Here is a 26,027-nt window from a genome sequence, read left to right as displayed (position 1 = left end):
CTGAAAATTAATTCAGCTTATACTCTTCTTCTTTTAGGTGGACGACATCCATTGTGTGGAATTGGAGTCACGTCAATAATTTCAGTTACTTCTATTCCTGAATTGTGAATAGCTCTGATTGCAGACTCTCTACCGTTACCTGGTCCTTTTACATATACCTTAACTTTACGTAATCCAGCTTCTTTTGCTACTGAAGAACAATCTTCTGCTGCTAATTGTGCTGCGTAAGGAGTATTTTTCTTAGATCCACGGAAACCCATTTTTCCAGCAGAAGACCAAGAAATTACATCTCCTTTTTTATTTGTTAACGATATAATGATGTTGTTAAAAGATGCAGTTACGTGAGCTTCACCAACTGACTCAATTACAACTTTACGTTTCTTTGTTACTTTAGACTTTGCCATAATTCTTTACTATTAGTAAAAATAACCTAACGATTATTTTTTCTTGTTAGCTACAGTTTTTCTCTTACCTTTTCTCGTACGAGAGTTATTCTTAGTTCTCTGACCTCTTAAAGGTAATCCAAGTCTGTGACGAATACCTCTTTGACATCCAATGTCCATTAAACGTTTGATGCTTAATTGAACTTCAGAACGTAACTCACCTTCAATCGTGTAAGTTCCAACTTGCTCACGAATTGCTGCAATTTGATCATCAGTCCAATCTTGAACTTTGATGCTCTCATCTACTTTAGCATTCGCTAAAACTTCTTTAGCTCTGCTTCTTCCTATACCAAAGATGTACGTTAAAGATATAACACCTCTTTTGTTCTTTGGAATATCTATACCTGCGATTCTTGCCATATATTCTTTTAGTTTTTAGTTGTTAGTTTTTAGTTGTTAGAATCCTAAACATTTCTATTTCAAACAGATTCATCTAACCGCTAATTACTAATGACTCAATTCTATAATTATCCTTGTCTTTGTTTAAACCTAGGATTCTTTTTATTAATTACGTATAAACGGCCTTTTCTGCGAACAATTTTGCAGTCGGCACTTCTTTTCTTTAATGATGCTCTTACTTTCATCAGTTTTGTTTTTTAATATCTGTAAGTAATTCTTGCCTTAGATAAATCATACGGACTCATCTCAAGTTTTACCTTATCACCAGGTAATAACTTAATATAATGCATTCTCATTTTTCCTGAAATGTGAGCCGTAACAATATGCCCATTCTCTAATTCTACACGAAACATAGCATTTGATAATGCTTCGGTTATAGTTCCATCCTGTTGAATTGCTGCTTGTTTAGCCATATTATTTTAATGATTTTCTGTTGTTACTATTTCCTGACTTCATTAAACCGTCGTAACGACTGTTTAATAAGTACGAGTTAATTTGTTGGATTGTATCAATTGCAACCCCTACCATAATGATTAAAGATGTTCCACCATAAAACATTGCCCAGTTTTGAGTAACCCCAAACTTTACAATGATTGCTGGTAAAATAGACAAAGCCGCTAAGAATAGAGATCCTGGGAATGTTATTTTTGATAACACCGAATCTAAATAATTAGCAGTTTCTTCTCCTGGTTTGTATCCAGGAACAAAACCATTACTTCTCTTTAAATCTTCTGCCATTTTATTCGTAGGAATCGTAATCGCTGTATAAAAGTAACTGAAGACAATAATTAAGATAGCAAATATAACGTTATACCATAAACCGAAATTATCAGCTAAACTATTTAATGCTGGGTATTTTTGACCTAAAGCTACCGGTAAAAACATAATAGCTTGAGCAAATATGATTGGCATTACACCAGCCGCATTTAATTTTAAAGGAATATATTGTCTAGCGCCATCTACATCCTTAATATTAGTTACCGCAGTACGACGAGCATACTGAACAGCAACTTTACGCACGGCTGTTACTAATAACACGGTTAATAAAATTACCACAAACCAAACAATTAGTTCAATTAAGATCATCATGATACCACCACCGCCAGCGTTTTCAGTTTTTGATACAACTTCTTGTAAAAATGCTACTGGGAAATTTGCAATAATACCAACAGTAATTAATAACGAAATACCGTTACCAACACCTTTGTCAGTAATACGCTCACCTAACCACATAGCGAAAATTGTACCTGCTGTAAGTAAGATCATTGATGACACCCAGAAAGTAGCACCTGAAACTAGGAAAGCTGCATCTGGTAAACCAAATTGTGTTTTGATAGCTGTAATATAAGTTGGTCCTTGAACCATAGTGATTAAAATGGTTAGCCATCTAGTAATTTGAGTAATCTTTTTTCTACCACTCTCTCCATCTTTTTGAAGCTTTTGTAAATAAGGTACCGCAATACCCATTAACTGTACTACAATTGATGCAGAAATATATGGCATGATACCAAGAGCCATTACTGACGCCCTAGCAAATGCCCCACCTGTAAATGCGTTTAATAAACCTAAAAGACCACCTCCTGTTTGGTCCTTTAATGCTGTTAATTGAGTTGGATCTATTCCAGGTAGTGGAACAGCCGCCATAAATCTATATACAGCAATTAAACCAATGGTTAAAAGTATTTTTTCTTTTAACTCTTCTATTTTGAAAATGTCTCTTAAAGTATTTATAAAATTCATCATTTACAGTTTTTCTTATAAGGTAACCGCCTCACCACCAGCTGCCTCGATTGCAGCTTTAGCCGATGCAGTAAATTTATGCACAGTAATATTCAATTTAGCTTTTAACTCACCATTTCCTAATATTTTAACTAGGTCATTTTTACGAGCCAAACGGTTTTCAACTAATACGTCTAAAGTAACAGTATCAGTTATTCTACCTTTATCTACTAAATTTTGTAATTTATCTAAATTAACACCAACGTATTCTACACGATTTCTGTTAGTGAATCCAAATTTTGGTACACGTCTTTGAAGAGGCATTTGTCCACCTTCAAAACCTACTTTACGAGAATATCCTGAACGAGATTTAGCTCCTTTGTGACCTCTTGTAGAAGTACCTCCGTGACCAGAACCTTCTCCACGAGCGATTCTTTTACCGCTTTTAGTAGATCCTGATGCTGGTTTTAAGTTATGTAAACTCATTTTATAATATCTTATTTAATTTCTTCTACAGAAACTAAGTGTTTAACTTTATTTACCATCCCCAAAATTGTAGCTGATGCTTCATGCTCTACAGTTTGGTTCATTTTACGTAAACCTAATGCCTCTAAAGTTCTTTTTTGATTTTTAAGGCGACCGATTTGACTTTTTACTTGTGTAACTCTAATTTTACTCATCGTCTTAAATTTTATCCGTTAAAAACTTTCTCTAAAGAAATTCCTCTTTGCTTAGCGATAGTCTCAGCACTACGTAATTGTAATAATGCATCGAAAGTAGCTTTTACCACATTATGAGGGTTAGAAGAACCTTGAGATTTTGATAATACGTCTTTTACTCCTACAGATTCTAAAACTGAACGAACAGCTCCACCTGCAATAACTCCGGTACCGTGTGATGCCGGTTTAATGAAAACTCTTGCTCCACCGAATTTACCTTTTTGCTCGTGAGGTAAAGTACCATCTAAAATAGGAATGCGAACTAAATTCTTTTTAGCTTCTTCAACTGCTTTTGCAATTGCAGAAGAAACGTCTTTAGACTTTCCTAATCCGTGTCCTACAACTCCATTTCCATCACCAACTACAACAATTGCAGAAAAACCAAATGCTCTACCACCTTTAGTTACCTTAGTAACACGTTGTACGCCTACTAATTTATCTACAAGCTCTAATCCGCTTGGTTTTACTCTTTCTACGTTTTTATATCCTAACATAATATAATTTCTTAAAATTTTAAACCAGCTTCTCTTGCCGCGTCAGCTAATACTTTTACTCTTCCGTGGTATAAATAACCGTTACGATCGAAAGCAACAGTCTCCACTCCAGCTTTTACAGCCTTTTCAGCAATAGCTTTTCCAACTGCTGTAGCTGCTTCCGCTTTAGAGCTAGATGAAACCTCTTTATCTCTTGATGAAGCTGATACTAAAGTAACTCCAGCTACATCGTCAATTAATTGAGCATAGATCTCTTTATTACTTCTAAAAACAGATAACCTTGGCTTTTGAGCAGTTCCAGTTATTATTTTTCTAATTCTATGCTTAATACGTTGTCTTCTTTCAAGCTTTGATAATGCCATAATAATATTTCTCTTATTTATTATGCAGATTTACCTGCTTTTCTTCTTAATACTTCTCCTACAAACTTAATTCCTTTTCCTTTGTAAGGCTCTGGCTTACGGAATGAACGAATTTTAGCAGCAACTTGACCTACTAATTGCTTGTCATATGAAGTTAATTTTACGATTGGATTTTTACCTTTTTCCGAAATCGTTTCTACTTTAACTTCTGGAGCTAATTCTAAAACAATGTTATGAGAAAAACCTAAAGCTAAATCTAATTTTTGACCTTGATTTGAAGCTCTATAACCAACTCCCACTAACTCTAATTCTTTAGTATAACCTTTACCAACACCTTCAATCATATTATTGATTAAAGCACGGTACAAACCATGTTTAGCTTTGTGTTCCTTACTATCTGATGGTCTTTCTACTGTAAGAGTCCCATCTTCAATTTTTACAGTAATATCAGAAGTTAACTCTTGAGATAACTCACCTAATTTACCTTTTACTGTTACCACGTTATCGTTTACTTTAACTTCAACACCTTGTGGTAATGCGATTGGATTTTTTCCTATTCTACTCATTTTACAAACGTGTTTTTAGTAAACGTAACATAATACTTCTCCACCTACGTTTTCTTGACGAGCTTTCTTATTAGTCATTACACCTTTCGATGTTGACACGATAGCAATACCTAAACCGTTTAAAACTCTAGGCATTTCTTTTGCTCCTACATACTTACGTAAACCTGGTGTTGAAACTCTTTGAATCTTTCTGATAACTGACTCTCTTGTTTCTCTGTCGTACTTTAAAGCTATCTTGATTGAACCTTGTACAGACTCATCATTGAATTGATAACTTAAAATGTACCCTTGATCGAACAAAATTTTGGTCATCTCCTTCTTCAATTTTGAAGCTGGAACCTCAACCACTCTGTGACCTGCACCGATTGCATTTCTCACTCGAGTTAGAAAATCCGCGATTGGATCTGTGTACATAATTAATTAATTTGCGGTTTTGGTTTTTAGTAATTTCTATAGTACCTACGACATATCGTAATTACTAAACCTGAAACCAGTTAATATTTATTTTTTGTTTTTTATAAATTTCATAATACCACAACATGAAACCTTTTTACACAGGATTTCATTACAAGGCATAATTACCCCATAAAAAACAGAGTGCAAATATACACAAAGTTTTCGGAAAAAAAACCTTTTTTATCATTATCGTTTTGAGTCTTAAATTCTTGCAATTTTGATGACATTATTTTACCCTTTATTTTAGGGAAAAATGTTAAAAACCCACATCCCATTTTTACCCCCAAAACACACTCCTATTTTTATTTTTTATTATCAAGAAACTAATTTTTTATCATTTAACTCAACCAATACTATCTAAAACAATATTATAAGCCCATTTAAACAAAAAAAGGCAAATAGTTAATACTATTTGCCTTTATATTATAATACTGGTTTAAATACTACCAGCTAGCTTTCTTTACACCTGGAATTAACCCTTGGTTTGCCATTTCACGGAAAGTAACACGAGAAATACCAAACTGACGCATATATCCTTTAGGACGCCCAGTTAATTTACAACGGTTATGCATTCTAACCGGAGAGGCATTTTTAGGTAACTTTTGCAACCCTTCGTAGTCTCCAGCTTCTTTTAAAGCTTTTCTCTTCTCAGCGTACTTTGCTACCGTTTTAGCTCTTTTGCGCTCACGCGCTTTCATTGATTCTTTAGCCATCTTATTAATTCTTTTTAAATGGTAATCCTAACTCTGCTAATAATGACTTAGCTTCCTTATCAGTTTCAGCAGATGTTACAAATGTAATATCCATTCCACTAATTTTCTTCACTTGATCAATATTAATTTCTGGGAAAATGATTTGTTCCGTAACTCCTAAGTTGTAGTTACCTCTACCATCAAAACCATTTGCTATACCGTCGAAATCTCTTACACGTGGTAAAGAAGCAGTAACTAAACGATCTAAAAATTCATACATCACATCACCTCTTAACGTAACTTTTGCACCAATTGGCATTCCTTTACGTAATTTGAAGTTTGCAACATCCTTCTTAGAAGTAGTTGAAACTGCTTTCTGTCCAGTAATTGTAGTTAATTCCTCAACAGCATATTCAATTAATTTCTTATCAGCTATAGCTGCTCCTACCCCTTTACTTACAACGATTTTTTGTAATTTAGGTACTTGCATTACATTCTTATAACCGAATTCTTCAGTAAGAGCCTTAATAACTTTGCTCTTGTACTCTTCTCTTAATCTTGGTACGTAACTCATGGTTATATTGCTTTATCTGATTTCTTTGAAAATCTTACCTTCTTATCTCCATCAACTTTGTAACCAACTCTAACTGCTTCTCCGTTTTCAACTAAAGAAACATTAGAAATGTGTAATGGAGCTTCCTTTTTTACGATACCTCCTTGTGGATTCGTAGCACTAGGCTTAGTGTGCTTAGACACCATATTAACACCTTCTACTACTACTCTATCAACATCTTTAAGTATGCGTAACACTTTACCTTCAGACCCTTTGTGGTCTCCAGCGATAACTTTAACAGTATCTCCTGATTTGATTTTAAACTTCTTCATCTTATCTTCGATTTTAAAGCACTTCAGGTGCTAATGATACTATCTTCATAAATTGTTTCTCACGTAATTCACGAGCCACAGGTCCGAAAACACGAGTACCTCTCATTTCCTCAGCAGGATTTAATAACACACAAGCGTTATCATCAAATCTGATATATGATCCGTCTTTACGTCTAACTTCTTTCTTAGTACGAACAACAACTGCACGAGATACTTGACCTTTCTTAACAGTTCCGTTTGGAGTTGCAGACTTTACCGTAACAACGATTTTATCTCCAACGCTAGCGTAACGCTTTTTTGTTCCTCCTAAAACTCTAATTACTAAAACTTCTTTAGCTCCAGTATTGTCTGCTACTTTTAATCTTGATTCTGTTTGTAACATATTATTTAGCTCTTTCTAGGATTTCTACTAATCTCCAACGCTTAGATTTACTTAATGGACGAGTTTCCATTATTTTTACAGTATCACCTTCGTTGCAATCGTTATTCTCGTCATGTGCAACGTACTTTTTCGTTTTTAATACGAACTTTCCGTACATTGGGTGCTTTACTCTTTTTACCTCGCTTACCACGATAGATTTCTCCATCTTATTGCTAGATACAACACCTATTCTCTCTTTTCTAAGATTTCTTTTTTCCATCTTTAAAACTGACTAGAATTTATTGTAATTCTCTTTTAGTTAACTCTGTCGCAATTCTTGCCACAGTTTTTCTTAAGGTACGTAACTCTAATGGGTTCTCCAATGGAGTTATAGCGTGAGCCATCTTAAGATCAGTATAGTTTTTCTTCAACGCTCCAAGCTTCTCTTGTAAGTCAGCTGTTGATAATTCTTTAATTTCAGATTGTTTCATTGTTTCTAGAATTAAGCGTTATAATCAAAATCTCTTGCGATGATAAACTTCGTTTTCACAGGAAGTTTTTGAGCTGCTAAGCGTAATGCTTCTTTTGCAACCTCCATTGGCACACCACCAACTTCAAACAAGATTCTTCCTGGTTTTACTACTGCTACGAAATGATCAGGAGCACCTTTACCTTTACCCATACGTACCTCTAATGGTTTCTTAGTAATTGGCTTGTCTGGGAAAATTTTAATCCAAAGTTGTCCTTCCCTTTTCATATAACGAGTTGCCGCGATACGAGCTGCTTCAATCTGACGAGATGTAAGTAAGTTCTGGTCTAATGATTTGATCCCAAACATTCCATTTGAAAGTTGAGTTCCTCTACCAGAGTTCCCACTCATATTACCCTTGCCCTTCTGAACTCTACGGAATTTTACTCTTTTTGGCTGTAACATGTCTAATTTCTTTTAAAAATTATTTTCTTCTGCGAGGTTGACGTTTTCCTCCACCTTTGTTAGAGTTATTACCTTTTTGCTTAGATAATCCAACTAACGGAGATAACTCACGCTTTCCATAAACCTCACCTTTCATAATCCATACTTTCACACCGATTCTTCCGTATGTAGTATGAGCTTCATTAAGTGCATAATCGATATCTGCTCTAAAAGTAGAAAGAGGAATTCTTCCTTCTTTATAGTGCTCAGAACGTGCCATTTCAGCACCATTTAAACGACCAGAGATTTGAATCTTGATTCCCTCTGCATTCATTCTCATTGCAGCGGCAATAGCCATTTTAATTGCTCTTTTGTAAGAGATTCTGTTTTCGATTTGACGTGCTACACTAGCAGCTACAAGATTAGCATCTAATTCAGGACGTTTGATTTCAAAAATGTTAATTTGAACCTCTTTTCCTGTAATTTTCTTAAGCTCTTCTTTTAACTTGTCTACCTCTTGACCTCCTTTACCAATAATGATACCAGGACGTGCAGTAGTGATAGTAACGGTTACAAGTTTTAAAGTACGCTCGATAATAACACGTGAAACACTTGCTTTAGATAATCTAGCAGCGATGTACTTTCTTATCTTGTTGTCTTCAGCAATCTTATCTCCGTAGTCATTTCCTCCATACCAGTTAGACTCCCATCCTCTGATGATTCCTAAACGATTCCCTATTGGATTTGTTTTTTGTCCCATTTCTACTTTGATTAATTACTTTTATTTTTACTTCCTAACTCTAAAGTAACGTGATTAGAACGTTTTCTAATTCTATGAGCACGCCCTTGTGGAGCTGGTCTTAATCTTTTTAACATTCCAGCGCTATCAACGTAAATAGACTTCACGAATAATCCAGCATCTTCGATACTAGCATCCTCGTTCTTTGCTTGCCAGTTAGCAATCGCAGATAACAATAACTTTTCTAAGTTACGAGATGCTTCTTTTGGACTAAACTTTAAGATTTGTAAAGCTCTTTCAACTTCAACTCCTCTTACTAAGTCTGCTACTAAACGCATTTTTCTTGGTGATGTAGGACAGTTAGTAAGCTTAGCAAAAGCTCTTTGCTTTTTAGCTTCTTTTAACTGCGTTGCCATGTTTTTTTTACGACTTCCCATAATTTCCTACTTATTTTTTACCTTTATTTTTTGCACCAGCGTGTCCTCTAAATGAACGTGTTGGTGAAAATTCTCCTAATTTATGACCTACCATGTTTTCAGTTACGTATACTGGAACAAATTGACGTCCGTTATGAACAGCAATAGTTTGTCCAACGAAATCAGGAGTAATCATACTTGCTCTAGACCAAGTTTTAATAACTGATTTACTTCCAGCTTCAACGTTAGCTAAAACTTTTTTCTCTAATTTATAGTGAACGTAAGGTCCTTTTTTTAATGATCTTGCCATGACTTATTATTTCTTTCTACGTTCTATGATATACTTGTTACTAGCTTTAGTTTTAGATCTAGTCTTAAATCCTTTAGCTGGAATACCGTTTCTAGATCTTGGGTGACCTCCAGAAGAACGTCCTTCACCACCTCCCATTGGGTGATCAACTGGGTTCATTCTTACTGCATTAGTTCTTGGTCTTCTTCCTAACCATCTGCTTCTACCAGCCTTACCTGATACGATTAACTGATGATCTGAGTTAGACACAACCCCGATAGTAGCCTTACATGTTAATAAGATTAATCTTGTTTCACCTGAAGGTAACTTAACTGTAGCATATTTTCCGTCTCTTGCCATTAACTGAGCAAAAGAACCTGCAGAACGAGCCATAACAGCACCTTGACCTGGACGTAACTCAATACAAGAAATAGTTGTTCCTAATGGAATATCACTTAAGTACATTGAGTTTCCTAAGTCAGGAGTAGCTTCTCTACCAGAAACTATTGTTTGACCTACTTTTAATCCGTTTTGTGCAATTACATAACGTTTTTCTCCATCAGCATAAACTACTAATGCAATAAATGCAGTACGGTTTGGATCGTACTCGATAGTTTTTACTGTTGCAGGGATACCATCCTTATCTCTTTTAAAATCGATAACACGATATTTCTTTTTATGACCTCCACCGATGTTACGTGTAGTCATTCTACCCTGATTGTTTCGACCTCCAGATCTTTTTTTCGAAGCTAATAAAGATTTCTCCGGCTTATCAGTAGTAATGGTGTCGAACCCATTTACAACTCTAAAACGCTGACCTGGTGTTATTGGTTTTAATTTTCTAACTGACATTCTAAATTGTCTTAAAGATTGTTATAAAAATCAATTACTTCACCTTCTGCTAACTGAACAATAGCTTTCTTGTATCCACTTGTTAACCCAGAAACTAAACCTTTTTTAGTGTATTTAGTTTTTCTTTCCGCTGGCTGGATTAAGGTTCTTACAGATTTAACTGCAACACCATAAGTTGATTCAACTGCACCTTTGATTTCTAACTTGTTAGCTTGCTTATTTACAACAAAAGCATAACGATTAAATATTTCGCTATCTTTTGTAGCTTTTTCCGTAATAATAGGTTTTATTAAAATACTCATTTCGTTCCCTATTTACTTAAATTAGATTCAATTCCTTCTAATGAGCTCTCAGCAATTACTACTTTGTTAGCGTTTAACACACTGTAAGTATTAATTCCTGTAGCATCAACAACTTTAGAGTTTTTCAAGTTACGAGATGATAAGTAAACATTTTTGTTCTCGTTTCCTAAAACAAATAAAGATTTCTTAGCATCTAACTCTAAAGCTTTTAACACATTAATAAATTCCTTTGTTTTTGGAGCTTCAAAATTGAAATCTTCAACAACAACCAAATTATTATCGTTTGCTTGAATACTTAAAGCTGATTTACGAGCTAAACGCTTTAAGTTTTTATTTAATTTGAAAGAATAGTTTCTTGGTCTTGGACCGAAGATACGTCCTCCACCTCTAAATACAGGAGACTTAATACTTCCCGCACGAGCAGTACCAGTTCCTTTTTGTTTTTTAATCTTTCTTGTACTACCAGCAATCTCTCCTCTTTCCTTCGCCTTGTGAGTACCTTGTCTTTGATTTGCCAAATATTGCTTTACATCTAAATAGATAGCGTGATCGTTTGGCTCTATTCCGAATACTTCGCTAGAAAGTTCAACTTTTCTACCAGTATCTTTTCCTGTAATATCTAATACTGCTACTTTCATTATTTCTCGATAGTTACATAAGAGTTCTTATGACCTGGAATAGCACCTTTTACAACTAAAAGATTCTTTTCAGGAACTACTTTCAATACTCTTAAATTTTGAACTTTAACTTTATCAGTCCCCATACGACCCGCCATACGCATTCCTTTGAATACTCTTGCAGGATATGAAGCTGCACCGATCGAACCAGGCGCTCTTAAACGGTTATGTTGACCGTGAGTGGCTTGTCCAACCCCACCAAATCCGTGACGTTTAACAACCCCTTGAAACCCTTTACCTTTAGAAGTTCCAGAAACATCTACGAACTCTCCTTCAGCAAATAATTCAACAGTAAGTGAATCACCTAACTTGTGATCCCCATCAAAACCTTGAAATTCAACAACTTTTCTCTTAGCCGATGTACCAGCTTTTTTAAAGTGACCATCTAAAGCCTTATTCGAGCTTTTTTCTTTTTTGTCATCGAAACCTAATTGAATAGCATTATATCCATCAACTTCTTCGGTTCTGACTTGGGTAACAACGCAAGGACCCGCTTCGATTACTGTACAAGGAATATTCTTCCCGTTTTCGTCGAATAAGCTGGTCATTCCAATTTTTCTTCCAATTAACCCAGACATATTTGTTTGTTTTCTGACGATTAGATTTTTATTTATCCAGCGCGTCAATTAATAATTAATTATTTGAAACAAAGTTTCATTTTTTATCCTTTTAAGTATCACTCAAAAAAAAAGAGCATAAACACTCTTAGCTCTCTTAAGTGTTTTACCGTTTTTCCCTCGCGAAACCCTCAGGACATGTTACTTGAATCATCGATTCAATGTTTAATATCAACACACTGAACCGAAATTCGGTGTGCAAAAGTAAAAAAAACTTTCGGTTTAACAAAATTAAACCGAAAGTTCTGAGATACTTATACTTTTATTTCAACTTCAACCCCACTCGGTAACTCAAGTTTCATTAAAGCATCAATAGTTTTTGAAGAAGAACTATAGATATCTAATAAACGCTTGTAAGCAGATAATTGAAATTGTTCTCTAGATTTTTTGTTTACGTGCGGTGAACGTAATACAGTAAAAATCTTTTTATGTGTTGGTAAAGGTATTGGCCCGTTAACTACTGCACCAGTACTCTTTACAGTCTTTACGATCTTCTCCGCAGATTTATCTACTAAATTATAATCGTAAGATTTTAATTTTATTCTAATTTTTTGACTCATTTTGATTAACCTTTAGCATTAGCGATTACTTCCTCTGCGATATTAGATGGTGTTTCAGCATAGTGAGAGAACTCCATTGTAGAAGTTGCTCTACCAGAAGATAATGTACGTAACGAAGTTACATATCCGAACATTTCAGATAATGGAACAATAGCTTTTACAACTTTAGATCCAGCACGATCACTCATATCATTAACTTGACCTCTTCTTCTGTTTAAATCTCCTACGATGTCTCCCATGTTTTCTTCAGGAGTTAACACCTCTAACTTCATCATTGGTTCCATGATTACAGCTCTTGCAGCTTTTGCAGCAGCCTTGTAACCCATTTTAGCAGCCAATTCGAATGATAATTGATCAGAATCAACTGGGTGGAATGAACCGTCTATTAAAGTTACCTTCATAGCATCCATTTCATATCCAGCTAAAGGACCATTCTTCATTGCTTCTTTGAATCCTTTCTCTACTGAAGGAACAAATTCTTTAGGTACGTTACCTCCTTTAATGATAGATTCAAACTCTAATCCTGTTTTACCTTCTTCAGCAGGCTCCATTTTGAATACGATATCAGCAAACTTACCACGTCCACCAGATTGCTTTTTATAAACCTCTCTGTGCTCCGCAGTAGCTGTAATTGCCTCTTTGTACTCAACCTGTGGCTGACCTTGGTTAACCTCTACTTTAAACTCACGCTTTAAACGATCAACAATGATATCTAAGTGTAACTCACCCATTCCCGAAATTACCGTTTGACCAGAAGCCTCGTCAGTTTTCACTGTAAATGTAGGATCCTCTTCAGCTAACTTAGCTAATGACATACCTAACTTATCTACATCTGCCTTGGTTTTAGGCTCAACTGCGATACCGATTACTGGATCTGGGAAATCCATAGATTCTAAAACGATTGGATTCTTCTCGTCAGATAAAGTATCTCCCGTTTTAATATCTTTAAATCCTACACCTGCTCCAATATCTCCTGCTTCGATAAAATCGATAGCGTTTTGCTTATTCGAGTGCATTTGGTAAATACGAGAAATACGCTCTTTTTTACCTGAACGATTGTTTAATACATATGAACCTGCATCTAAACGTCCTGAATATGCACGGAAGAATGCTAAACGACCAACGAAAGGATCTGTAGCGATCTTAAATGCTAACGCTGAGAAAGGCGCCTTTGCATCTGGCTTACGAGCTTCCTCATCACCTGTATTAGGGTTCGTTCCGATAATGTTATCTCTATCTACTGGTGAAGGTAAATAACGACATACAGCATCTAATAAGAACTGAACTCCTTTATTTTTGAATGAAGATCCACAAACCATAGGAATGATAGACATATCCATTACCGCAGCTCTAAGTGCAGCGTGCACTTCTTCTTCAGTAATAGAGTCTTCATCTTCCATATATTTTTCTAATAAGTTTTCGTCATAAGCAGCAACCTCTTCGATTAACTTACCACGTAACTCTCTTGCTTCATCTTTTAACTCCTCTGGAATATCAACGATATCGAAAGTTGACCCATAGTTATCATCGTGCCATACAATAGCACGGTTCTTTACTAAATCAACAATCCCTTTAAAGTCAGCCTCATCACCAATGTTTAATACGATTGGCACTGCGTTTGACTTTAACATATCTTTTACTTGTTGGCAAACAGCTAAAAAGTTAGCTCCTTGACGGTCCATTTTGTTAACAAAACCAATACGAGGAACTTTATAGTTATCAGCTAAACGCCAGTTAGTTTCTGACTGAGGCTCTACACCATCAACTGCAGAGAACAAGAATACTAAACCGTCTAATACACGTAAAGAACGGTTCACCTCAACTGTAAAATCAACGTGACCTGGAGTATCAATAATATTAAAGTGATACCCTTTAGCATCAGCAGTTGGCTTTCCATTTTCTGTTGGGAACTGCCATGTACAAGTAGTAGCTGCAGAAGTAATTGTAATACCTCTTTCAGCTTCCTGCTCCATCCAGTCCATTGTAGAAGCACCATCATGTACTTCTCCAATTTTGTGAGACACCCCTGTGTAGAAAAGGATACGCTCAGTAGTTGTAGTTTTCCCTGCATCAATATGTGCAGCAATACCAATATTTCTTGTGTATTTTAAATCTCTACTCATGGTTATTAAAATCTAAAGTGTGAGAATGCCTTGTTTGCTTCAGCCATCTTGTGAGTATCAACTCTCTTCTTAACCGCTGCACCTTCTTCTTTAGCCGCAGCTAAAATCTCAGATGCTAAACGCTGTGCCATAGTTTTCTCATTACGCTTACGAGCATAAGAGATCATCCATTTAATAGCCATAGATACTTTACGGTCTGGACGAATTTGCATTGGAATCTGGAATGTAGCTCCTCCAACACGACGAGAACGAACCTCAACGTGTGGCATTACATTTGACAAACCATCTTTCCATATTTCTAAAGCCGACTTTTCTTCGTCAGTTTTCTTTTCGTTTACGATATCAATTGCATCGTAAAAAACTTTGAATGCTACAGATTTTTTACCGTCCCACATTAAGTTATTCACAAAACGTGTTACTAACTGATCGTTAAATCTTGGATCCGGTAACAAAACTCTTTTTTTAGCTCTTCTTTTCCTCATGTCTTTACATTAAAAAAGTTACTAATTATATTTTACTTTTTGTCTTTTGGGCGTTTTGCACCGTACTTAGATCTACGTTGAGTTCTTCCGTCAACTCCTGCAGTATCTAATGCTCCACGTACAATATGATATTTTACACCTGGTAAATCTTTTACCCTTCCACCTCTAACTAATACTATCGAGTGCTCCTGAAGGTTATGTCCCTCACCTGGAATATACGCGTTAATTTCATTACCATTTGTCAATCTAACACGCGCTACTTTACGCATTGCTGAGTTAGGTTTTTTTGGTGTGGTAGTGTAAACACGCGTACAAACTCCACGTCTCTGAGGACATGACATCAAAGCAGCCGATTTACTCTTCTTAGTTATTTTGGCTCTTCCTTTACGAACTAATTGTTGAATAGTTGGCATACTAATTAATTACTATTTTTCGTTTGTACTTAAATAAATTCTCTTATTTTTAAGAGTGCGCAAATGTACGATAATTTTCTAATTATTCAAATATCAACAAGTTATTTTTAAACATCATAACAATTTCATAGCAATTCATTTAAATTGAACTTTATTACTTCTACTTTGTCATTTCTTTTAAAACATCACTCAGTAAACAAGTTAACTTTACTTTTACTATTGGTTCAGTATTGTACTTACTCACAAGAATATTCATTATTAATTACCAGTTCAAACAAAAATGAACTAAAAGAAATTGAGAAAGTTAATTACATAAGACTACACTCTTCTGAAAAAAGTATGAATTCGGAAGTTTCACGAGTTAAAAAGAAACTAAACTCAAAAGGCTACTTAAAAATCCAGCAAACATTTAAAAAACAAGATTCTATATATACTTATTTCTTTCACCTTGGAAACAGGATCAACTTAGCTTCTATAAAAAAAGACAGTATTCAATTAATTATGAAATTTGAAGAATTGGAAACTTACTTAGTCAACAAAAAAAACGAATTAGACTCAGAAGGAAAATCTTTTACAGAAGTAAAACTTTCAAGCATCAAGATAAAGAACGACACTCTTTTCGCAGAGTTAGATTACAACCAAAGAAAAACACGTTTAATCGATAAAGTCATTATTAAAGGATACGAAAATTTTCCTAAGTCATATTTAGAACACTTTCTCAATATTAAAACCAAAACCTATGTAAGTAAAAAAAAGCTAAGATCAATATCGAAAAAAATAAACACTTTAGATTTTGCTGAAGAAACAAATTCACCTCAACTGCTATTCAGTAAAGATTCTACTTTTTTGTTTTTGTATTTAAAAAAGAAGTATAAAAATTATTTTGATGGATTCATTAACGCATCACCAAAAGACAACACCGTAAAAATTAACGGACAACTATCACTTGGTCTATCTAATATTTTTAATGGAGGAGAAAACTTCAATATAAATTGGAACTCTACTCCGGAGAACACCTCATTCAACGCAACCATTCAAATACCTTATCTATTCAATAGCCCGATTACACCAGAGCTTTCATTCAATATTTTCAAACAAGACTCTACATTTTTAAACTCAGAACTCAAAGCAAAGCTCTCTTATCAACTATCAGCTAAATCTATTTTATCAACAAACTATGAGGCAAACACCTCCTCCAATCTTTTGAACAATATAAGATCAGATGTCAGTTCATTTAATAATACTTTCTATGGAATCTCTTTTAAAACAACACTAAAGGAGCCACAATCTGATTTTTCAGAAAACTCATATCTTGAAACATCTTTTCTTTATGGTACAAGAGACTCAGACAACACAAGCACTAATCAAATAAAGTTTTTAATTCTTTCTCAGCATACTCAAAAGCTATCAAACAGAAGTTCTTTATTCTTTCAATCTCAAATTGGCTATCTAAAGTCAGACTCATATCTTGAAAACGAATTATTCAGACTTGGCGGTCCACAATCTATAAGAGGTTTTTTACCTAATAGTATTCCCGCTTCAAAGTATGCTATCCTAAAATCGCAATACAATTATCTTATTAATTCAAAAACTAAAATCTATCCTCTTATAGATATTACCCGATTCCATTATATAAAATGGACCAATCTTCTTTCAACAGGTATAGGATATTCTCAACTAAGAAATAACACCCTGTTTAACATTGAGTACGCTATCGGTAAAAACAATCAAGACAACTTTAACTTTAATAATTCATTTTTATCTATAAAAGTTCTTACTTATTTTTAAATTCTTACAAACCCTAGATAAAATCGAGCATAACAAAATAACATTAACACTTAATTAAGGTTTTTTTTGTTTTTTTAAGTTTTATTTAAGACTTTTAGTACTTTTAATTTAAACAATTAAGCAATGAAAACAAAGTTTAATGGAATTTTAACGCTCTTCTTTGCGTTGGTTGTGCAAATCTCTTTCGCACAAGAAAAAACAATTTCAGGTACTGTTTCCGATGAAAGCGGGCCACTTCCTGGAGTTACAGTATTAAAAAAAGGAACTACACAAGGTACTGAGACAGACTTTGATGGAAAGTTTTCTATAAAAGCAAAATCAGGAGATGTTTTAGTTTTCAGTTTTGTTGGAATGACCACAGTAGAAAAAACTGTTGGAGCCGCAAACACTATTAATGTAAGCATGCAAGGAGACAACGTTCTTGATGAAGTAGTTGTTACAGCTTTTGGTATAAAGAAAGAAAAGCGTTCTGTAGGATATGCAACCCAAGAGGTTAAAGCCGAAACCATTACTAGGTCTGGAGCTTCAAACGTTTTAGATGCATTATCTGGTAAATCATCTGGGGTGCAAATTACGAGAGCTTCAGGTTCAGCAGGAGGTGGATCAAGAATTGTAATTAGGGGTGCAACTTCGATGGTTGGTAACAACCAAGCACTTATTGTTATTGACGGAGTAAGAGTAAATAACGAAACATTAAATGCTCAAGCAAACACAGCTGGTACGGCAACTTCGAATAGACTTATGGATTTAAATTCAGAAGATATTGAAAATGTCAGTGTACTAAAAGGAGCAGCAGCAACAGCCGTTTATGGTACTGCTGGTTCTGCAGGGGTTGTTCTTATTACCACTAAAAAAGGTGCTAAAGGTCAAAACTTTAAATTAAACGTTAGCACACAGGTAGCTTTCGATAGAGTTTCTCGATTAACTCAATTGCAGGATACTTATGCACAGGGACGTGTAATTGGAGGTGTACCTACTTGGAGAGGTCCAGAAACCGGTGAATCTGGTTCTTGGGGACCTAGATTATCAGATCTTGAATACAGCACAAACATAGGCTCATATGATTCTGCTAATGGTAATGTCGGAAATGCTTTTGATGCAAGTGGTGTATATAGATGGGATAGAAATGGATTCCTAGTTCCAAAAGGGACTGGAAATGGAATACCAGCAAAAAATTACAACAAACTCAATAGTGAAGACTTCTTCACCACAGGTGTTTCAATCACAAACAACTTGGGAATATCTGGTAGCAATCAAAACCTTACCTATAGATTTTCTGCTTCTGATTTGGAGCAAAAAGGAGTTGTTCCAAATGAGGTATACAAAAGACAAACATTTAGTCTTGGAGGTACTTTAAAAGCTAATGATAAATTATCTTTTGAATCTGCCATGAACTACACTAGATCAAACTTCAACAGAATACAACAAGGTTCAAATACTTCTGGTCTATTACTAGGTCTTTATAGAACTCCAGCTTCTTTTGATAATACAAATGGTCTAGGGACTACTGATGCAGTAAACAATGCTGCCGCTTATGAATTTGCAAATAGATCTCAAAGAAGTTACCGTGGTGGTGGAGGTTACGACAACCCTTACTGGGTAGTTAATAACATTCCTGGTACCGAAGGTGTAAGCAGGTTTTTTGGTAATTTCAAAGCAACTTATAACTATAGTAAGTGGTTAAATTTCGGATTTAATGCTGGAGTCGATGTTACAAGTGACAAAAGAAAACAATCATTTGAAATCGGTTCTAATACAAATCGTAATGGTAGAATTTTATTAGATGATTATTTCACAAGACAATTTGATGTGAATGCCTTTATTAATGGTGACATTGATTTTTCTGATGATTTCTCATTTAACTACATGATAGGAACTAATTTCTTCAGTTATACCCGAGAGACAAACAGTATCGATGGAAATAATTTAGCTTTCCCTGGGTTCTTAGACATAAGTAATGCTTCAACTATTTTAGCATCTGAAGACTTAGTAAAATACAAAACCGCAGGTGTTTTCATAAATTCTCAGATTGGCTGGAAAAAAATGGCTTACCTAAACTTTTCGGCGAGGCAAGATTACGATTCTAGATTACGCGTTCCTGTAAAAGACTATAACCCTTCGGACATTAGCTTCTTCTACCCATCTGTTTCAGGATCTTTCATTTTTACGGAAGTATTACCTAAAAATGATGTCTTAACATTTGGTAAAATTAGAGCATCTTGGGCACAGGTTGGATCGCCACCTCCTTTCGAATATCTTACATCAACAACTTACGAACAAAGTAGTCTTTCAGGAGGATGGGGTAATGGATTGAATTTCCCTATTAACGGACTTACTTCATTTGAATTGAACAACACCCTTGGTAATGGCGAGTTAAAGTCAGAGTTAACAACAACTAAGGAATATGGTATCGATTTAAGATTTTTTGGAAACAAACTTACCTTAGATGTTGCATATTTTCAGAATGAAACGAAAGATGCAATCCTAAATGCCTCTATCGCCCCTTCTTCAGGAGCTACCAACGTTTGGGTTAATGCAGGTACAATGACAGGTGATGGATGGGAAGTTACTTTAGGTGCAAAACCTATTTCAACAGAAAATTTTAGCTGGGATACTACCGTTAACTGGAGTAAAAATGAAACTATTGTAGAATCACTTGCTCCTGGAATTGAAAGGTTATTTTTAGCCGGTTTTGCTACAGCGGGTAGTTATTTGGTTGAAGGATTACCATATGGTGCAATTGTTGGAGGTGCTTACCTTAGAGAAGAGGCTGGTACAGCTTCAGACACAAGCCTAGCTATTCCTGGTGGTGCTATTGTTATAGACCCAGCTACTGGATATCAAGCCGTAGACAACACCCAGCGTGTTATAGGTGACCCTACTCCTGATTTTATAATGGGATGGAACAACACCTTTAATTATAAAAACTTCTCTCTTAGCTTCTTATTAGACTGGAAAGAAGGAGGTGATGTTTGGAATGGTACTGCATGGGCCTTATCTTTCTTCGGAAGATCTCAATTGACAGCCGACACCAGAGAAGAAACTCCAATAGTTTTAGATGGAGTATTACCTAATGGTTCACCGAACAACATAGCAATTGTAAGAGATCGTAGCTATTGGACTTCTAATGTTGGAGGGTTTGGATCAGTAGGAGAACAATTTGTTGATGATGGTGGTTGGATTAGATTAAGGGAACTTTCTTTTTCTTACAGATTACCAAAAAAATTATTTAAAAATATATTAATCGAAAGTGCATACTTTACTTTTACGGGGAGAAACTTATGGATAGATACTGATTACAATGGTGTGGATCCTGAAACTAGTTTAACTGGTAACGGTAATGGACAGGGATTTGATTACTTTAACAACCCTGGAACTAGATCATATATGTTTAAAGTAGGTTTAACCTTTTAAAAAAGTAAGAAAATGAAACTTAAAGATATTAACTTAAAAAATATATTCGTTCTTTTTGCATCTGCTTTCATCATAGTTTCTTGCGAAAGTTATTTTGAAGATACTGATAATGCAGATCCTAATGCACCCATCAGTGTTCCTATTGATGTTGCCTTACCAGCGATTGAATTAGCTATTGTTGACTCTAAAGGTGGATTGTATTCTAATTTCAATACAATGTTTATTCAACATGTAGAAGGAGTTGAAAGACAATGGGAATCTTTTAATAAATACGATATCCAACCTGTTAGATTTAACCAACCTTGGACACAGATGTATGAAAAAGTTTTTACAGAACTTAGAGTTGTAAACAAAGAGGCAACCGATGATGGTCTAAACCATTATTTAGGAATCGCAAAAACTCTGGAAGCATACGCTTTGATGATGGTTACTGATGTTTTTGGAGATGTTCCATACACACAAGCTGGTCTAGGACAGGAAACCCCTAGTCCTATTTACGATAGTCAAAATACTGTTTTGTATCCTGCTATCAGAACATTATTAACAGATGCTCTTGTACTTTTTGATAGTTCAGCGGGAGCTTTAACTCCTGGATCTGATGATGTAATCTACGGTGGAAATATTGCTAAATGGAAATTAGCTGCCCACAGTATCTTAGCCAGATACTACTTACATTTAGGTGATAATGCTAATGCTCTTGCAGAAGCTAAAATGGGGCTTGCTAGTAGAGGCGACAATATGGGATTCACTTATCCTGGTAGTGGTAATGACGCTCCATGGTATGGTTTTAATACGGAAAGAGAGGGAGACCTTGAATTCCACCCTACATTAAGAGGTATCATGCAAGGACTAAATGACACCGATAGATTAGGAGTTTTAGATGTTACTTTCAATGCTAGTCATCCATACTTCACCAATAATCAGAGAGAAGATTTGATTTCATACAGAGAAATGCAATTTATAATCGCAGAAACCTCTACTGATCCAGCCGAAAAACATACAGCTTATTTGAATGGAATTAGAGCCTCGTTCGAAGAGATAGGCTTATCTACTACAGAATATAACACCTATGTTGCTCAAACTTCTGTTGATCCAGGGGCCAGAAGCCTTACCATGGATCAAATAATGACTCAAAAATACATAGGAATGTTTGTTCAGCCAGAGGCATTCAGTGATTGGAGAAGAACTGGAATTCCAGCTTTAACACCTGTAACGGGCACTTCTATACCAAGAAGGTGGTATTATCCAGAAAACGAATATTTATTTAATGACAATGCTCCTGACAGGGATGACGACTTGTTATTCCAGAGAGTTGGATGGGATAACTAGAAATTCAAAACAGCTTGCTTTGTATTAAAAAAGCAACTTGTTATAAATCAAAAAAAGACTGCTTAAAAAGCAGTCTTTTTTATTGTTATCAACACCTCCGCTAACGGTATCTTATGTCGAAAAAGCATTATCAATAATCGATTCATAATCAACTGATATAGTAAAGACCAAAGCTCTATTACAACACAATGAAAAACCAAATCGGTTATAGAACTAAACACCTAACTTTAAACCAATAGCAAAATTCGTAATGTAACTTAATATTGGCTATATTCCCAATAACTGGTTTCCAATTGAAAAATATTAATACTCAAAAGTGATTAACAGTATGAACCTCTCTCTAAACATCTCAATAGCAATAAAAACAAACAAGGTTGATTATAATATCAATTTGACAAATCCAGCTACATAATGAACCGCAAAAGACATTAATTCATTCTTTTAAGGCAATCACCTCAAACATCAGTTATATATGTATTTTGATAAAATTTTATTCATAATTCCCTAAAACCAACTTCATTTTAGACCTAAAACTAATACAGTCCGACAACTAATAAAACACACAAAAAATATTAAACAAAATACTATATGTTTATACCTTTACAAATTATTTAAAAAAGTTAACATTTTATCATATCCTCAAAAACACAAGGCAAAAACAAAAACAACATCAATAAACACAACGTATAGCCGATAAAATAATTAATTAGTTAACATTTTCTTTGTTTTTTAAAGTTTAATTTAAGACTTTTGAGGCAATTAATTCAAACAATTACGCAATGAAAACAAAGTTTAATGGAATGCTAACGCTGCTTCTGGCGTTAGTAGTGCAACTCTCGTTTGCACAAGAAAAAACGATTTCGGGAACTGTCTCAGATGATTCTGGCCCCCTTCCTGGAGTAACCGTTTTAAAAAAGGGGACTACTCAAGGAACTGAAACAGATTTCGACGGTAAATTCTCTATACGAGCTAAATCAGGTGATATTTTAGTCTTCAGTTTCGTTGGAATGGAAACTACTGAAAGAACTGTTGGAGCGTCTAACACAATCAATGTTACAATGTCAAGTGACAATGTTCTTGATGAAGTTGTAGTTACAGCCTTAGGAATATCTAAAAAGGAAAAAGCTATTGGATATGCCGTTCAGCAAGTTGATGGAGACAGAATTAACAAAGCTAAAGAGGTTAACATTGTAAATGCCTTACAAGGAGCTGTTGCAGGGGTTCAAATCCAAGGTTCTCCTTCTGCTCTTGGAGGGTCATCTAGAATCACTATTAGGGGGTCAAACTCATTTTTAGGAAATAACCAACCTCTATTCGTAGTTGATGGAGTTCCTCTTGATAACGCCAATTATGCTTCTAGCGGGCAGCAACGTGGTTTTGGTGACGGTGCCTATGACTACGGTAATGGTGCAGCTGATATCGATCCATCAAATATTGCCAGCATGTCGGTACTAAAAGGAGCAGCAGCTTCTGCTTTATACGGATCAAGAGGTGCGAACGGTGTAATCTTAATCACTACCAAAAGTGGTAAAGGTAAAAAAGGTATTGGAGTTACTTTCGAAACAGCTGTTACTTTTGACAATGTAGCTAATCTTATTCCTATGCAACAAATGTACGGTGGTGGATCAATATATACTGGTGCCGGAACTAGAGATGGATTTAATAGGTTTTTTCAAGATGGGGTTGAGTATCTTGCTCCGAACTATGCAAAAGATGGTTCATGGGGGCCGAAATATGACCGAAACATATTAGTAAGACACTGGGATTCTTGGGATCCTAACTCTCCAAACTACAAAGAAGTTAGACCATGGGTAGCTCCAGAGAACTCTTATGAAAATTTCTTTGACACTGGGGTAACGTTAACTAACAGTATTTCATTTTCAAGTGGTAGTGAAAAAGGTAGTTTTAGAGTTGGTTACACTAACCTAAATCAAACTGGTACGACTCCTCTTGCCTCTCTTGAAAGAAACTCTGTTAACTTTAATAGCTCTTACAACTTAACTGATAAGTTAAAAGCTAGTTTTGTTGCTAACTATGTAAGAACCGATGCCGAAAACAGAAATGCAACAGGGTACGATAACACAAACCCAATGCAAGCTTTTACTCAATGGTGGCAAACACAATTAGATGTTGAAAGATTAAGAGATCAGCAAACGTTAAGTAGTGGTAACCAATACACATGGAATATCAAGGGTATAACGAAAGATGCGTCAGACAATCTTACGAATGTAAACTTTACTCCAAATTATTTTGACAATCCATTTTGGGTAAGAAATAATTATCTACAAGAAGATTTTAAAAATAGATTATATGGTAATGCTGCATTATCATACCAAATTACAGATGAGCTATCTATTTCAACTCAATTCGGTACAGATTGGTACCAAATAAGTATAAGAGAAGGAATACCTTTAGGATCTGTTGCAGGTTCTGATTACACTGAAACAGAGAGAAGGTTCCAAGAGACTAATATGGAAGTTAGATTAAACTACGATACTGTTCTTAACGATGATCTTACTCTTACTGCTATCTTAGGTGCGAACAGAATGACAAATAGTAGAAAGAGAATAAGAACCTCAGCAAATGGAGGTTTGGTAATTGATAAATTTTTCAATATTGCAAATTCTGCACAAGACCCAACCACAGACACCGCTGAGTTCAACAAAGGAATTAACAGTATTTTTGCCACAGCTACTTTAGGTTTTAAAGATATGCTTTTCCTAGACTTATCTGCTAGAAATGACTGGTCTTCTATCTTACCTGAAGACAACAATAGTTATTTTTATCCTGCTGCATCTTTAAGTTTTGCAGTTACTGAACTTGAAGGACTAAAAGGAAACGGAGTTCTTAACTTTGCTAAAATTAGAGCAAGTGTTGCGCAATCTGGTAATGATGGAGACCCATATCAATTATACGATGTTTACAACCCGTTAAACCCTAATTTTAATGGTAACCCTATCTATGAAGTACCTAACGCAAGACAAAATCCAAATTTAACAAACGAGTTAACCACGGAGTACGAGGTAGGAATCTTTGCTAAAATGTTTGGAAATAGATTATCTGTTGATGCTGCTTATTATAATAGATTAACGGAAGATCAAATCTTCCCAGTAAGTGTTTCTACAACTACTGGATACACTTCTAGAATCTTGAATGCTGGATCGATGAGAAATTCAGGTTTTGAATTACAACTTAATGGTACACCAATAGCTTCTGAAAATTTCAGATGGAATATAGGTGTTAATTTAACTAAACAACAAAATGAGGTTGTTGAGTTATTAAAGGATGAAAACGGAAACCCATTAGTTGAAAGTCTTGCTCAAGGAGGTACATGGGCCGCTGACTTAAGAATTCAAGAAGGTAAGCCTTACATGGCTCTTTATGGACAAGATTTCATATACGATGACAACGGAAATAAAGTTGTTGGTGATGATGGGATGTATAAGTTTACAGATGATAGAGTTTTCCTAGGGTCTGCTATTGCTGACTGGACTGGAGGTTTTAACACTTCTTTCAACTACAAAAACTTAACTTTATCTGCATTATTTGATTTCCAAGTAGGAGGTATCATACACTCTACTTCTTTACAATGGTCAAAGTACTCAGGAATGCACCCAGAAACCGTTGCTTTCAACGGAGAGTCTGATACACGTGCTAATGGTATGGTTTTACCAGGTGTTAGAGAAGATGGTTCACAAAACGATTTAAGAGTTGACCCACAAACATACTATCAAACTCACTGGAGAAAAGCTGCTCCAAACGTATTTGATGCTAGTTTCCTGAAGTTTAGAGAGCTTAGATTAAACTATAGCCTACCTAATAAATTTATTGCAAATACTCCTATTTCATCTATTGATTTAAGTGTTTTTGGAAGAAATTTAGCGATTTTATCAGCTGACTTACCACATTTAGATCCTCAAATCGTGACAGGATCGGGTAACCGTCAAGGATTAGAAAATGCTCAGGTACCATCTACCAGATCATTTGGTTTTAATGTTTCTGTTAAATTCTAAACTT

At 35.1% G+C, this 26,027-nt stretch carries 33 protein-coding genes; 4 read left to right on the top strand and 29 right to left on the bottom strand.

The annotated features are described in order from the left end of the window. Positions 1 to 17: 17 nt before the first annotated feature. The 29 genes from rpsK to rpsL form a co-directional block, all read right to left on the bottom strand. Positions 18 to 404, bottom strand: coding sequence for a 30S ribosomal protein S11 (gene rpsK / locus ACKTTV_RS21380; protein ID WP_093668885.1), 387 nt, complete (start codon positions 402 to 404; stop codon positions 18 to 20). 33 nt (positions 405 to 437) lie between these two features. After that, positions 438 to 803 carry a 30S ribosomal protein S13 gene (gene rpsM / locus ACKTTV_RS21375; protein WP_408032911.1) on the bottom strand — a complete coding sequence of 122 codons (366 nt, stop codon included), beginning with the start codon at positions 801 to 803 and terminating at the stop codon, positions 438 to 440. A gap of 107 nt (positions 804 to 910) precedes the next feature. Next, positions 911 to 1,027: a type B 50S ribosomal protein L36 gene (gene ykgO, locus ACKTTV_RS21370; RefSeq protein ID WP_010181906.1), complete on the bottom strand. Its 117-nt coding sequence runs from the start codon at positions 1,025 to 1,027 to the stop codon at positions 911 to 913. Between the two features lie 12 nt (positions 1,028 to 1,039). Then, on the bottom strand, positions 1,040 to 1,255 hold the full coding sequence (gene infA / locus ACKTTV_RS21365; protein ID WP_093668881.1) for a translation initiation factor IF-1: 216 nt from the start codon (positions 1,253 to 1,255) through the stop codon (positions 1,040 to 1,042). Position 1,256: 1 nt separating this feature from the next. Then, on the bottom strand, positions 1,257 to 2,582 hold the full coding sequence (gene secY / locus ACKTTV_RS21360) for a preprotein translocase subunit SecY (RefSeq protein ID WP_408033197.1): 1,326 nt from the start codon (positions 2,580 to 2,582) through the stop codon (positions 1,257 to 1,259). A 15-nt stretch (positions 2,583 to 2,597) separates the two neighbouring features. Next, positions 2,598 to 3,047, bottom strand: coding sequence for a 50S ribosomal protein L15 (rplO, locus tag ACKTTV_RS21355; RefSeq protein ID WP_408032910.1), 450 nt, complete (start codon positions 3,045 to 3,047; stop codon positions 2,598 to 2,600). An 11-nt stretch (positions 3,048 to 3,058) separates the two neighbouring features. Then, positions 3,059 to 3,241 (bottom strand): 50S ribosomal protein L30, encoded by a 183-nt coding sequence (rpmD, locus tag ACKTTV_RS21350; RefSeq protein WP_408032909.1) that lies wholly within the window; start codon positions 3,239 to 3,241, stop codon positions 3,059 to 3,061. An 11-nt stretch (positions 3,242 to 3,252) separates the two neighbouring features. After that, positions 3,253 to 3,777, bottom strand: coding sequence for a 30S ribosomal protein S5 (rpsE, locus tag ACKTTV_RS21345; RefSeq protein WP_408033196.1), 525 nt, complete (start codon positions 3,775 to 3,777; stop codon positions 3,253 to 3,255). Between the two features lie 8 nt (positions 3,778 to 3,785). Then, a complete protein-coding gene (gene rplR / locus ACKTTV_RS21340; RefSeq protein WP_408032908.1) occupies positions 3,786 to 4,136 on the bottom strand; it encodes a 50S ribosomal protein L18 in 351 nt (116 codons plus the stop codon). A gap of 20 nt (positions 4,137 to 4,156) precedes the next feature. After that, entirely contained in the window at positions 4,157 to 4,702 is a 546-nt protein-coding gene (rplF, locus tag ACKTTV_RS21335) for a 50S ribosomal protein L6 (protein ID WP_408032907.1), read from the bottom strand. Between the two features lie 15 nt (positions 4,703 to 4,717). Next, entirely contained in the window at positions 4,718 to 5,116 is a 399-nt protein-coding gene (gene rpsH, locus ACKTTV_RS21330) for a 30S ribosomal protein S8 (RefSeq protein WP_408032906.1), read from the bottom strand. A gap of 485 nt (positions 5,117 to 5,601) precedes the next feature. Continuing rightward, entirely contained in the window at positions 5,602 to 5,871 is a 270-nt protein-coding gene (rpsN, locus tag ACKTTV_RS21325) for a 30S ribosomal protein S14 (protein WP_408032905.1), read from the bottom strand. 4 nt (positions 5,872 to 5,875) lie between these two features. After that, positions 5,876 to 6,424: a 50S ribosomal protein L5 gene (gene rplE / locus ACKTTV_RS21320; RefSeq protein ID WP_408032904.1), complete on the bottom strand. Its 549-nt coding sequence runs from the start codon at positions 6,422 to 6,424 to the stop codon at positions 5,876 to 5,878. Between the two features lie 2 nt (positions 6,425 to 6,426). Beyond that, positions 6,427 to 6,735: a 50S ribosomal protein L24 gene (rplX, locus tag ACKTTV_RS21315; RefSeq protein WP_408032903.1), complete on the bottom strand. Its 309-nt coding sequence runs from the start codon at positions 6,733 to 6,735 to the stop codon at positions 6,427 to 6,429. Between the two features lie 13 nt (positions 6,736 to 6,748). After that, positions 6,749 to 7,117: a 50S ribosomal protein L14 gene (gene rplN, locus ACKTTV_RS21310; RefSeq protein WP_132793408.1), complete on the bottom strand. Its 369-nt coding sequence runs from the start codon at positions 7,115 to 7,117 to the stop codon at positions 6,749 to 6,751. A gap of 1 nt (position 7,118) precedes the next feature. Then, the gene (gene rpsQ, locus ACKTTV_RS21305) at positions 7,119 to 7,376 is read right to left on the bottom strand and encodes a 30S ribosomal protein S17 (protein WP_093668855.1); all 258 of its coding nucleotides are present in this window, start codon (positions 7,374 to 7,376) and stop codon (positions 7,119 to 7,121) included. 19 nt (positions 7,377 to 7,395) lie between these two features. Then, on the bottom strand, positions 7,396 to 7,587 hold the full coding sequence (gene rpmC, locus ACKTTV_RS21300) for a 50S ribosomal protein L29 (RefSeq protein WP_408032902.1): 192 nt from the start codon (positions 7,585 to 7,587) through the stop codon (positions 7,396 to 7,398). Positions 7,588 to 7,598: 11 nt separating this feature from the next. Continuing rightward, a complete protein-coding gene (rplP, locus tag ACKTTV_RS21295) occupies positions 7,599 to 8,030 on the bottom strand; it encodes a 50S ribosomal protein L16 (RefSeq protein WP_075342607.1) in 432 nt (143 codons plus the stop codon). A 19-nt stretch (positions 8,031 to 8,049) separates the two neighbouring features. Beyond that, entirely contained in the window at positions 8,050 to 8,769 is a 720-nt protein-coding gene (rpsC, locus tag ACKTTV_RS21290) for a 30S ribosomal protein S3 (protein WP_408032901.1), read from the bottom strand. A gap of 11 nt (positions 8,770 to 8,780) precedes the next feature. Continuing rightward, on the bottom strand, positions 8,781 to 9,185 hold the full coding sequence (rplV, locus tag ACKTTV_RS21285; RefSeq protein WP_408032900.1) for a 50S ribosomal protein L22: 405 nt from the start codon (positions 9,183 to 9,185) through the stop codon (positions 8,781 to 8,783). A gap of 10 nt (positions 9,186 to 9,195) precedes the next feature. Then, positions 9,196 to 9,474, bottom strand: coding sequence for a 30S ribosomal protein S19 (rpsS, locus tag ACKTTV_RS21280; protein WP_028890729.1), 279 nt, complete (start codon positions 9,472 to 9,474; stop codon positions 9,196 to 9,198). Between the two features lie 6 nt (positions 9,475 to 9,480). Continuing rightward, entirely contained in the window at positions 9,481 to 10,305 is an 825-nt protein-coding gene (gene rplB / locus ACKTTV_RS21275) for a 50S ribosomal protein L2 (RefSeq protein ID WP_408032899.1), read from the bottom strand. Positions 10,306 to 10,316: 11 nt separating this feature from the next. Continuing rightward, a complete protein-coding gene (gene rplW, locus ACKTTV_RS21270; protein WP_408032898.1) occupies positions 10,317 to 10,607 on the bottom strand; it encodes a 50S ribosomal protein L23 in 291 nt (96 codons plus the stop codon). Positions 10,608 to 10,615: 8 nt separating this feature from the next. Next, entirely contained in the window at positions 10,616 to 11,245 is a 630-nt protein-coding gene (gene rplD, locus ACKTTV_RS21265; RefSeq protein ID WP_408032897.1) for a 50S ribosomal protein L4, read from the bottom strand. Then, positions 11,245 to 11,862: a 50S ribosomal protein L3 gene (gene rplC, locus ACKTTV_RS21260; RefSeq protein ID WP_408032896.1), complete on the bottom strand. Its 618-nt coding sequence runs from the start codon at positions 11,860 to 11,862 to the stop codon at positions 11,245 to 11,247. The genes rplD and rplC overlap by 1 nt, the downstream gene beginning before the upstream one ends. Positions 11,863 to 12,155: 293 nt before the next feature. Continuing rightward, positions 12,156 to 12,461 (bottom strand): 30S ribosomal protein S10, encoded by a 306-nt coding sequence (gene rpsJ, locus ACKTTV_RS21255; RefSeq protein WP_075342599.1) that lies wholly within the window; start codon positions 12,459 to 12,461, stop codon positions 12,156 to 12,158. 5 nt (positions 12,462 to 12,466) lie between these two features. After that, entirely contained in the window at positions 12,467 to 14,584 is a 2,118-nt protein-coding gene (gene fusA, locus ACKTTV_RS21250) for an elongation factor G (protein ID WP_408032895.1), read from the bottom strand. 5 nt (positions 14,585 to 14,589) lie between these two features. Next, complete coding sequence (rpsG, locus tag ACKTTV_RS21245) at positions 14,590 to 15,066, bottom strand: 30S ribosomal protein S7 (RefSeq protein ID WP_348704348.1); 477 nt, start codon at positions 15,064 to 15,066, stop codon at positions 14,590 to 14,592. Between the two features lie 32 nt (positions 15,067 to 15,098). After that, positions 15,099 to 15,479: a 30S ribosomal protein S12 gene (rpsL, locus tag ACKTTV_RS21240; RefSeq protein WP_408032894.1), complete on the bottom strand. Its 381-nt coding sequence runs from the start codon at positions 15,477 to 15,479 to the stop codon at positions 15,099 to 15,101. 144 nt (positions 15,480 to 15,623) lie between these two features. Here rpsL and ACKTTV_RS21235 point away from each other — a divergent pair, with 144 nt between their 5' ends. From ACKTTV_RS21235 to ACKTTV_RS21220, 4 genes are all read left to right on the top strand, one after another. Continuing rightward, a complete protein-coding gene (locus tag ACKTTV_RS21235; protein WP_408032893.1) occupies positions 15,624 to 17,267 on the top strand; it encodes a BamA/TamA family outer membrane protein in 1,644 nt (547 codons plus the stop codon). 123 nt (positions 17,268 to 17,390) lie between these two features. Then, a complete protein-coding gene (locus ACKTTV_RS21230) occupies positions 17,391 to 20,681 on the top strand; it encodes a SusC/RagA family TonB-linked outer membrane protein (RefSeq protein ID WP_408032892.1) in 3,291 nt (1,096 codons plus the stop codon). A 12-nt stretch (positions 20,682 to 20,693) separates the two neighbouring features. Then, the gene (locus ACKTTV_RS21225; protein WP_408032891.1) at positions 20,694 to 22,010 is read left to right on the top strand and encodes a SusD/RagB family nutrient-binding outer membrane lipoprotein; all 1,317 of its coding nucleotides are present in this window, start codon (positions 20,694 to 20,696) and stop codon (positions 22,008 to 22,010) included. 779 nt (positions 22,011 to 22,789) lie between these two features. After that, complete coding sequence (locus ACKTTV_RS21220) at positions 22,790 to 26,023, top strand: SusC/RagA family TonB-linked outer membrane protein (RefSeq protein ID WP_408032890.1); 3,234 nt, start codon at positions 22,790 to 22,792, stop codon at positions 26,021 to 26,023. The last annotated feature ends 4 nt before the right edge of the window (positions 26,024 to 26,027 follow it).

Origin of the sequence: Tenacibaculum xiamenense (genome assembly GCF_964513065.1) — a bacterium.
In the GTDB taxonomy this organism is placed as follows: domain Bacteria; phylum Bacteroidota; class Bacteroidia; order Flavobacteriales; family Flavobacteriaceae; genus Polaribacter; species Polaribacter xiamenense.
This window is presented reverse-complemented; position numbering and strand designations above follow the sequence as displayed.

Excerpts from the sequence above, each read along its gene's own strand:
- rpsK (WP_093668885.1), bottom strand. The coding sequence starts at position 404 with ATGGCAAAGTCTAAAGTAACAAAGAAACGTAAAGTTGTAATTGAGTCA.
- rpsM (WP_408032911.1), bottom strand. The coding sequence starts at position 803 with ATGGCAAGAATCGCAGGTATAGATATTCCAAAGAACAAAAGAGGTGTT.
- ykgO (WP_010181906.1), bottom strand. The coding sequence starts at position 1,027 with ATGAAAGTAAGAGCATCATTAAAGAAAAGAAGTGCCGACTGCAAAATT.
- infA (WP_093668881.1), bottom strand. The coding sequence starts at position 1,255 with ATGGCTAAACAAGCAGCAATTCAACAGGATGGAACTATAACCGAAGCA.
- secY (WP_408033197.1), bottom strand. The coding sequence starts at position 2,582 with ATGAATTTTATAAATACTTTAAGAGACATTTTCAAAATAGAAGAGTTA.
- rplO (WP_408032910.1), bottom strand. The coding sequence starts at position 3,047 with ATGAGTTTACATAACTTAAAACCAGCATCAGGATCTACTAAAAGCGGT.
- rpmD (WP_408032909.1), bottom strand. The coding sequence starts at position 3,241 with ATGAGTAAAATTAGAGTTACACAAGTAAAAAGTCAAATCGGTCGCCTT.
- rplR (WP_408032908.1), bottom strand. The coding sequence starts at position 4,136 with ATGGCATTATCAAAGCTTGAAAGAAGACAACGTATTAAGCATAGAATT.
- rplF (WP_408032907.1), bottom strand. The coding sequence starts at position 4,702 with ATGAGTAGAATAGGAAAAAATCCAATCGCATTACCACAAGGTGTTGAA.
- rpsH (WP_408032906.1), bottom strand. The coding sequence starts at position 5,116 with ATGTACACAGATCCAATCGCGGATTTTCTAACTCGAGTGAGAAATGCA.
- rpsN (WP_408032905.1), bottom strand. The coding sequence starts at position 5,871 with ATGGCTAAAGAATCAATGAAAGCGCGTGAGCGCAAAAGAGCTAAAACG.
- rplE (WP_408032904.1), bottom strand. The coding sequence starts at position 6,424 with ATGAGTTACGTACCAAGATTAAGAGAAGAGTACAAGAGCAAAGTTATT.
- rplX (WP_408032903.1), bottom strand. The coding sequence starts at position 6,735 with ATGAAGAAGTTTAAAATCAAATCAGGAGATACTGTTAAAGTTATCGCT.
- rplN (WP_132793408.1), bottom strand. The coding sequence starts at position 7,117 with ATGTTACAAACAGAATCAAGATTAAAAGTAGCAGACAATACTGGAGCT.
- rpsQ (WP_093668855.1), bottom strand. The coding sequence starts at position 7,376 with ATGGAAAAAAGAAATCTTAGAAAAGAGAGAATAGGTGTTGTATCTAGC.
- rpmC (WP_408032902.1), bottom strand. The coding sequence starts at position 7,587 with ATGAAACAATCTGAAATTAAAGAATTATCAACAGCTGACTTACAAGAG.
- rplP (WP_075342607.1), bottom strand. The coding sequence starts at position 8,030 with ATGTTACAGCCAAAAAGAGTAAAATTCCGTAGAGTTCAGAAGGGCAAG.
- rpsC (WP_408032901.1), bottom strand. The coding sequence starts at position 8,769 with ATGGGACAAAAAACAAATCCAATAGGGAATCGTTTAGGAATCATCAGA.
- rplV (WP_408032900.1), bottom strand. The coding sequence starts at position 9,185 with ATGGGAAGTCGTAAAAAAAACATGGCAACGCAGTTAAAAGAAGCTAAA.
- rpsS (WP_028890729.1), bottom strand. The coding sequence starts at position 9,474 with ATGGCAAGATCATTAAAAAAAGGACCTTACGTTCACTATAAATTAGAG.
- rplB (WP_408032899.1), bottom strand. The coding sequence starts at position 10,305 with ATGTCAGTTAGAAAATTAAAACCAATAACACCAGGTCAGCGTTTTAGA.
- rplW (WP_408032898.1), bottom strand. The coding sequence starts at position 10,607 with ATGAGTATTTTAATAAAACCTATTATTACGGAAAAAGCTACAAAAGAT.
- rplD (WP_408032897.1), bottom strand. The coding sequence starts at position 11,245 with ATGAAAGTAGCAGTATTAGATATTACAGGAAAAGATACTGGTAGAAAA.
- rplC (WP_408032896.1), bottom strand. The coding sequence starts at position 11,862 with ATGTCTGGGTTAATTGGAAGAAAAATTGGAATGACCAGCTTATTCGAC.
- rpsJ (WP_075342599.1), bottom strand. The coding sequence starts at position 12,461 with ATGAGTCAAAAAATTAGAATAAAATTAAAATCTTACGATTATAATTTA.
- fusA (WP_408032895.1), bottom strand. The coding sequence starts at position 14,584 with ATGAGTAGAGATTTAAAATACACAAGAAATATTGGTATTGCTGCACAT.
- rpsG (WP_348704348.1), bottom strand. The coding sequence starts at position 15,066 with ATGAGGAAAAGAAGAGCTAAAAAAAGAGTTTTGTTACCGGATCCAAGA.
- rpsL (WP_408032894.1), bottom strand. The coding sequence starts at position 15,479 with ATGCCAACTATTCAACAATTAGTTCGTAAAGGAAGAGCCAAAATAACT.
- ACKTTV_RS21230 (WP_408032892.1), top strand. The coding sequence starts at position 17,391 with ATGAAAACAAAGTTTAATGGAATTTTAACGCTCTTCTTTGCGTTGGTT.
- ACKTTV_RS21225 (WP_408032891.1), top strand. The coding sequence starts at position 20,694 with ATGAAACTTAAAGATATTAACTTAAAAAATATATTCGTTCTTTTTGCA.
- ACKTTV_RS21220 (WP_408032890.1), top strand. The coding sequence starts at position 22,790 with ATGAAAACAAAGTTTAATGGAATGCTAACGCTGCTTCTGGCGTTAGTA.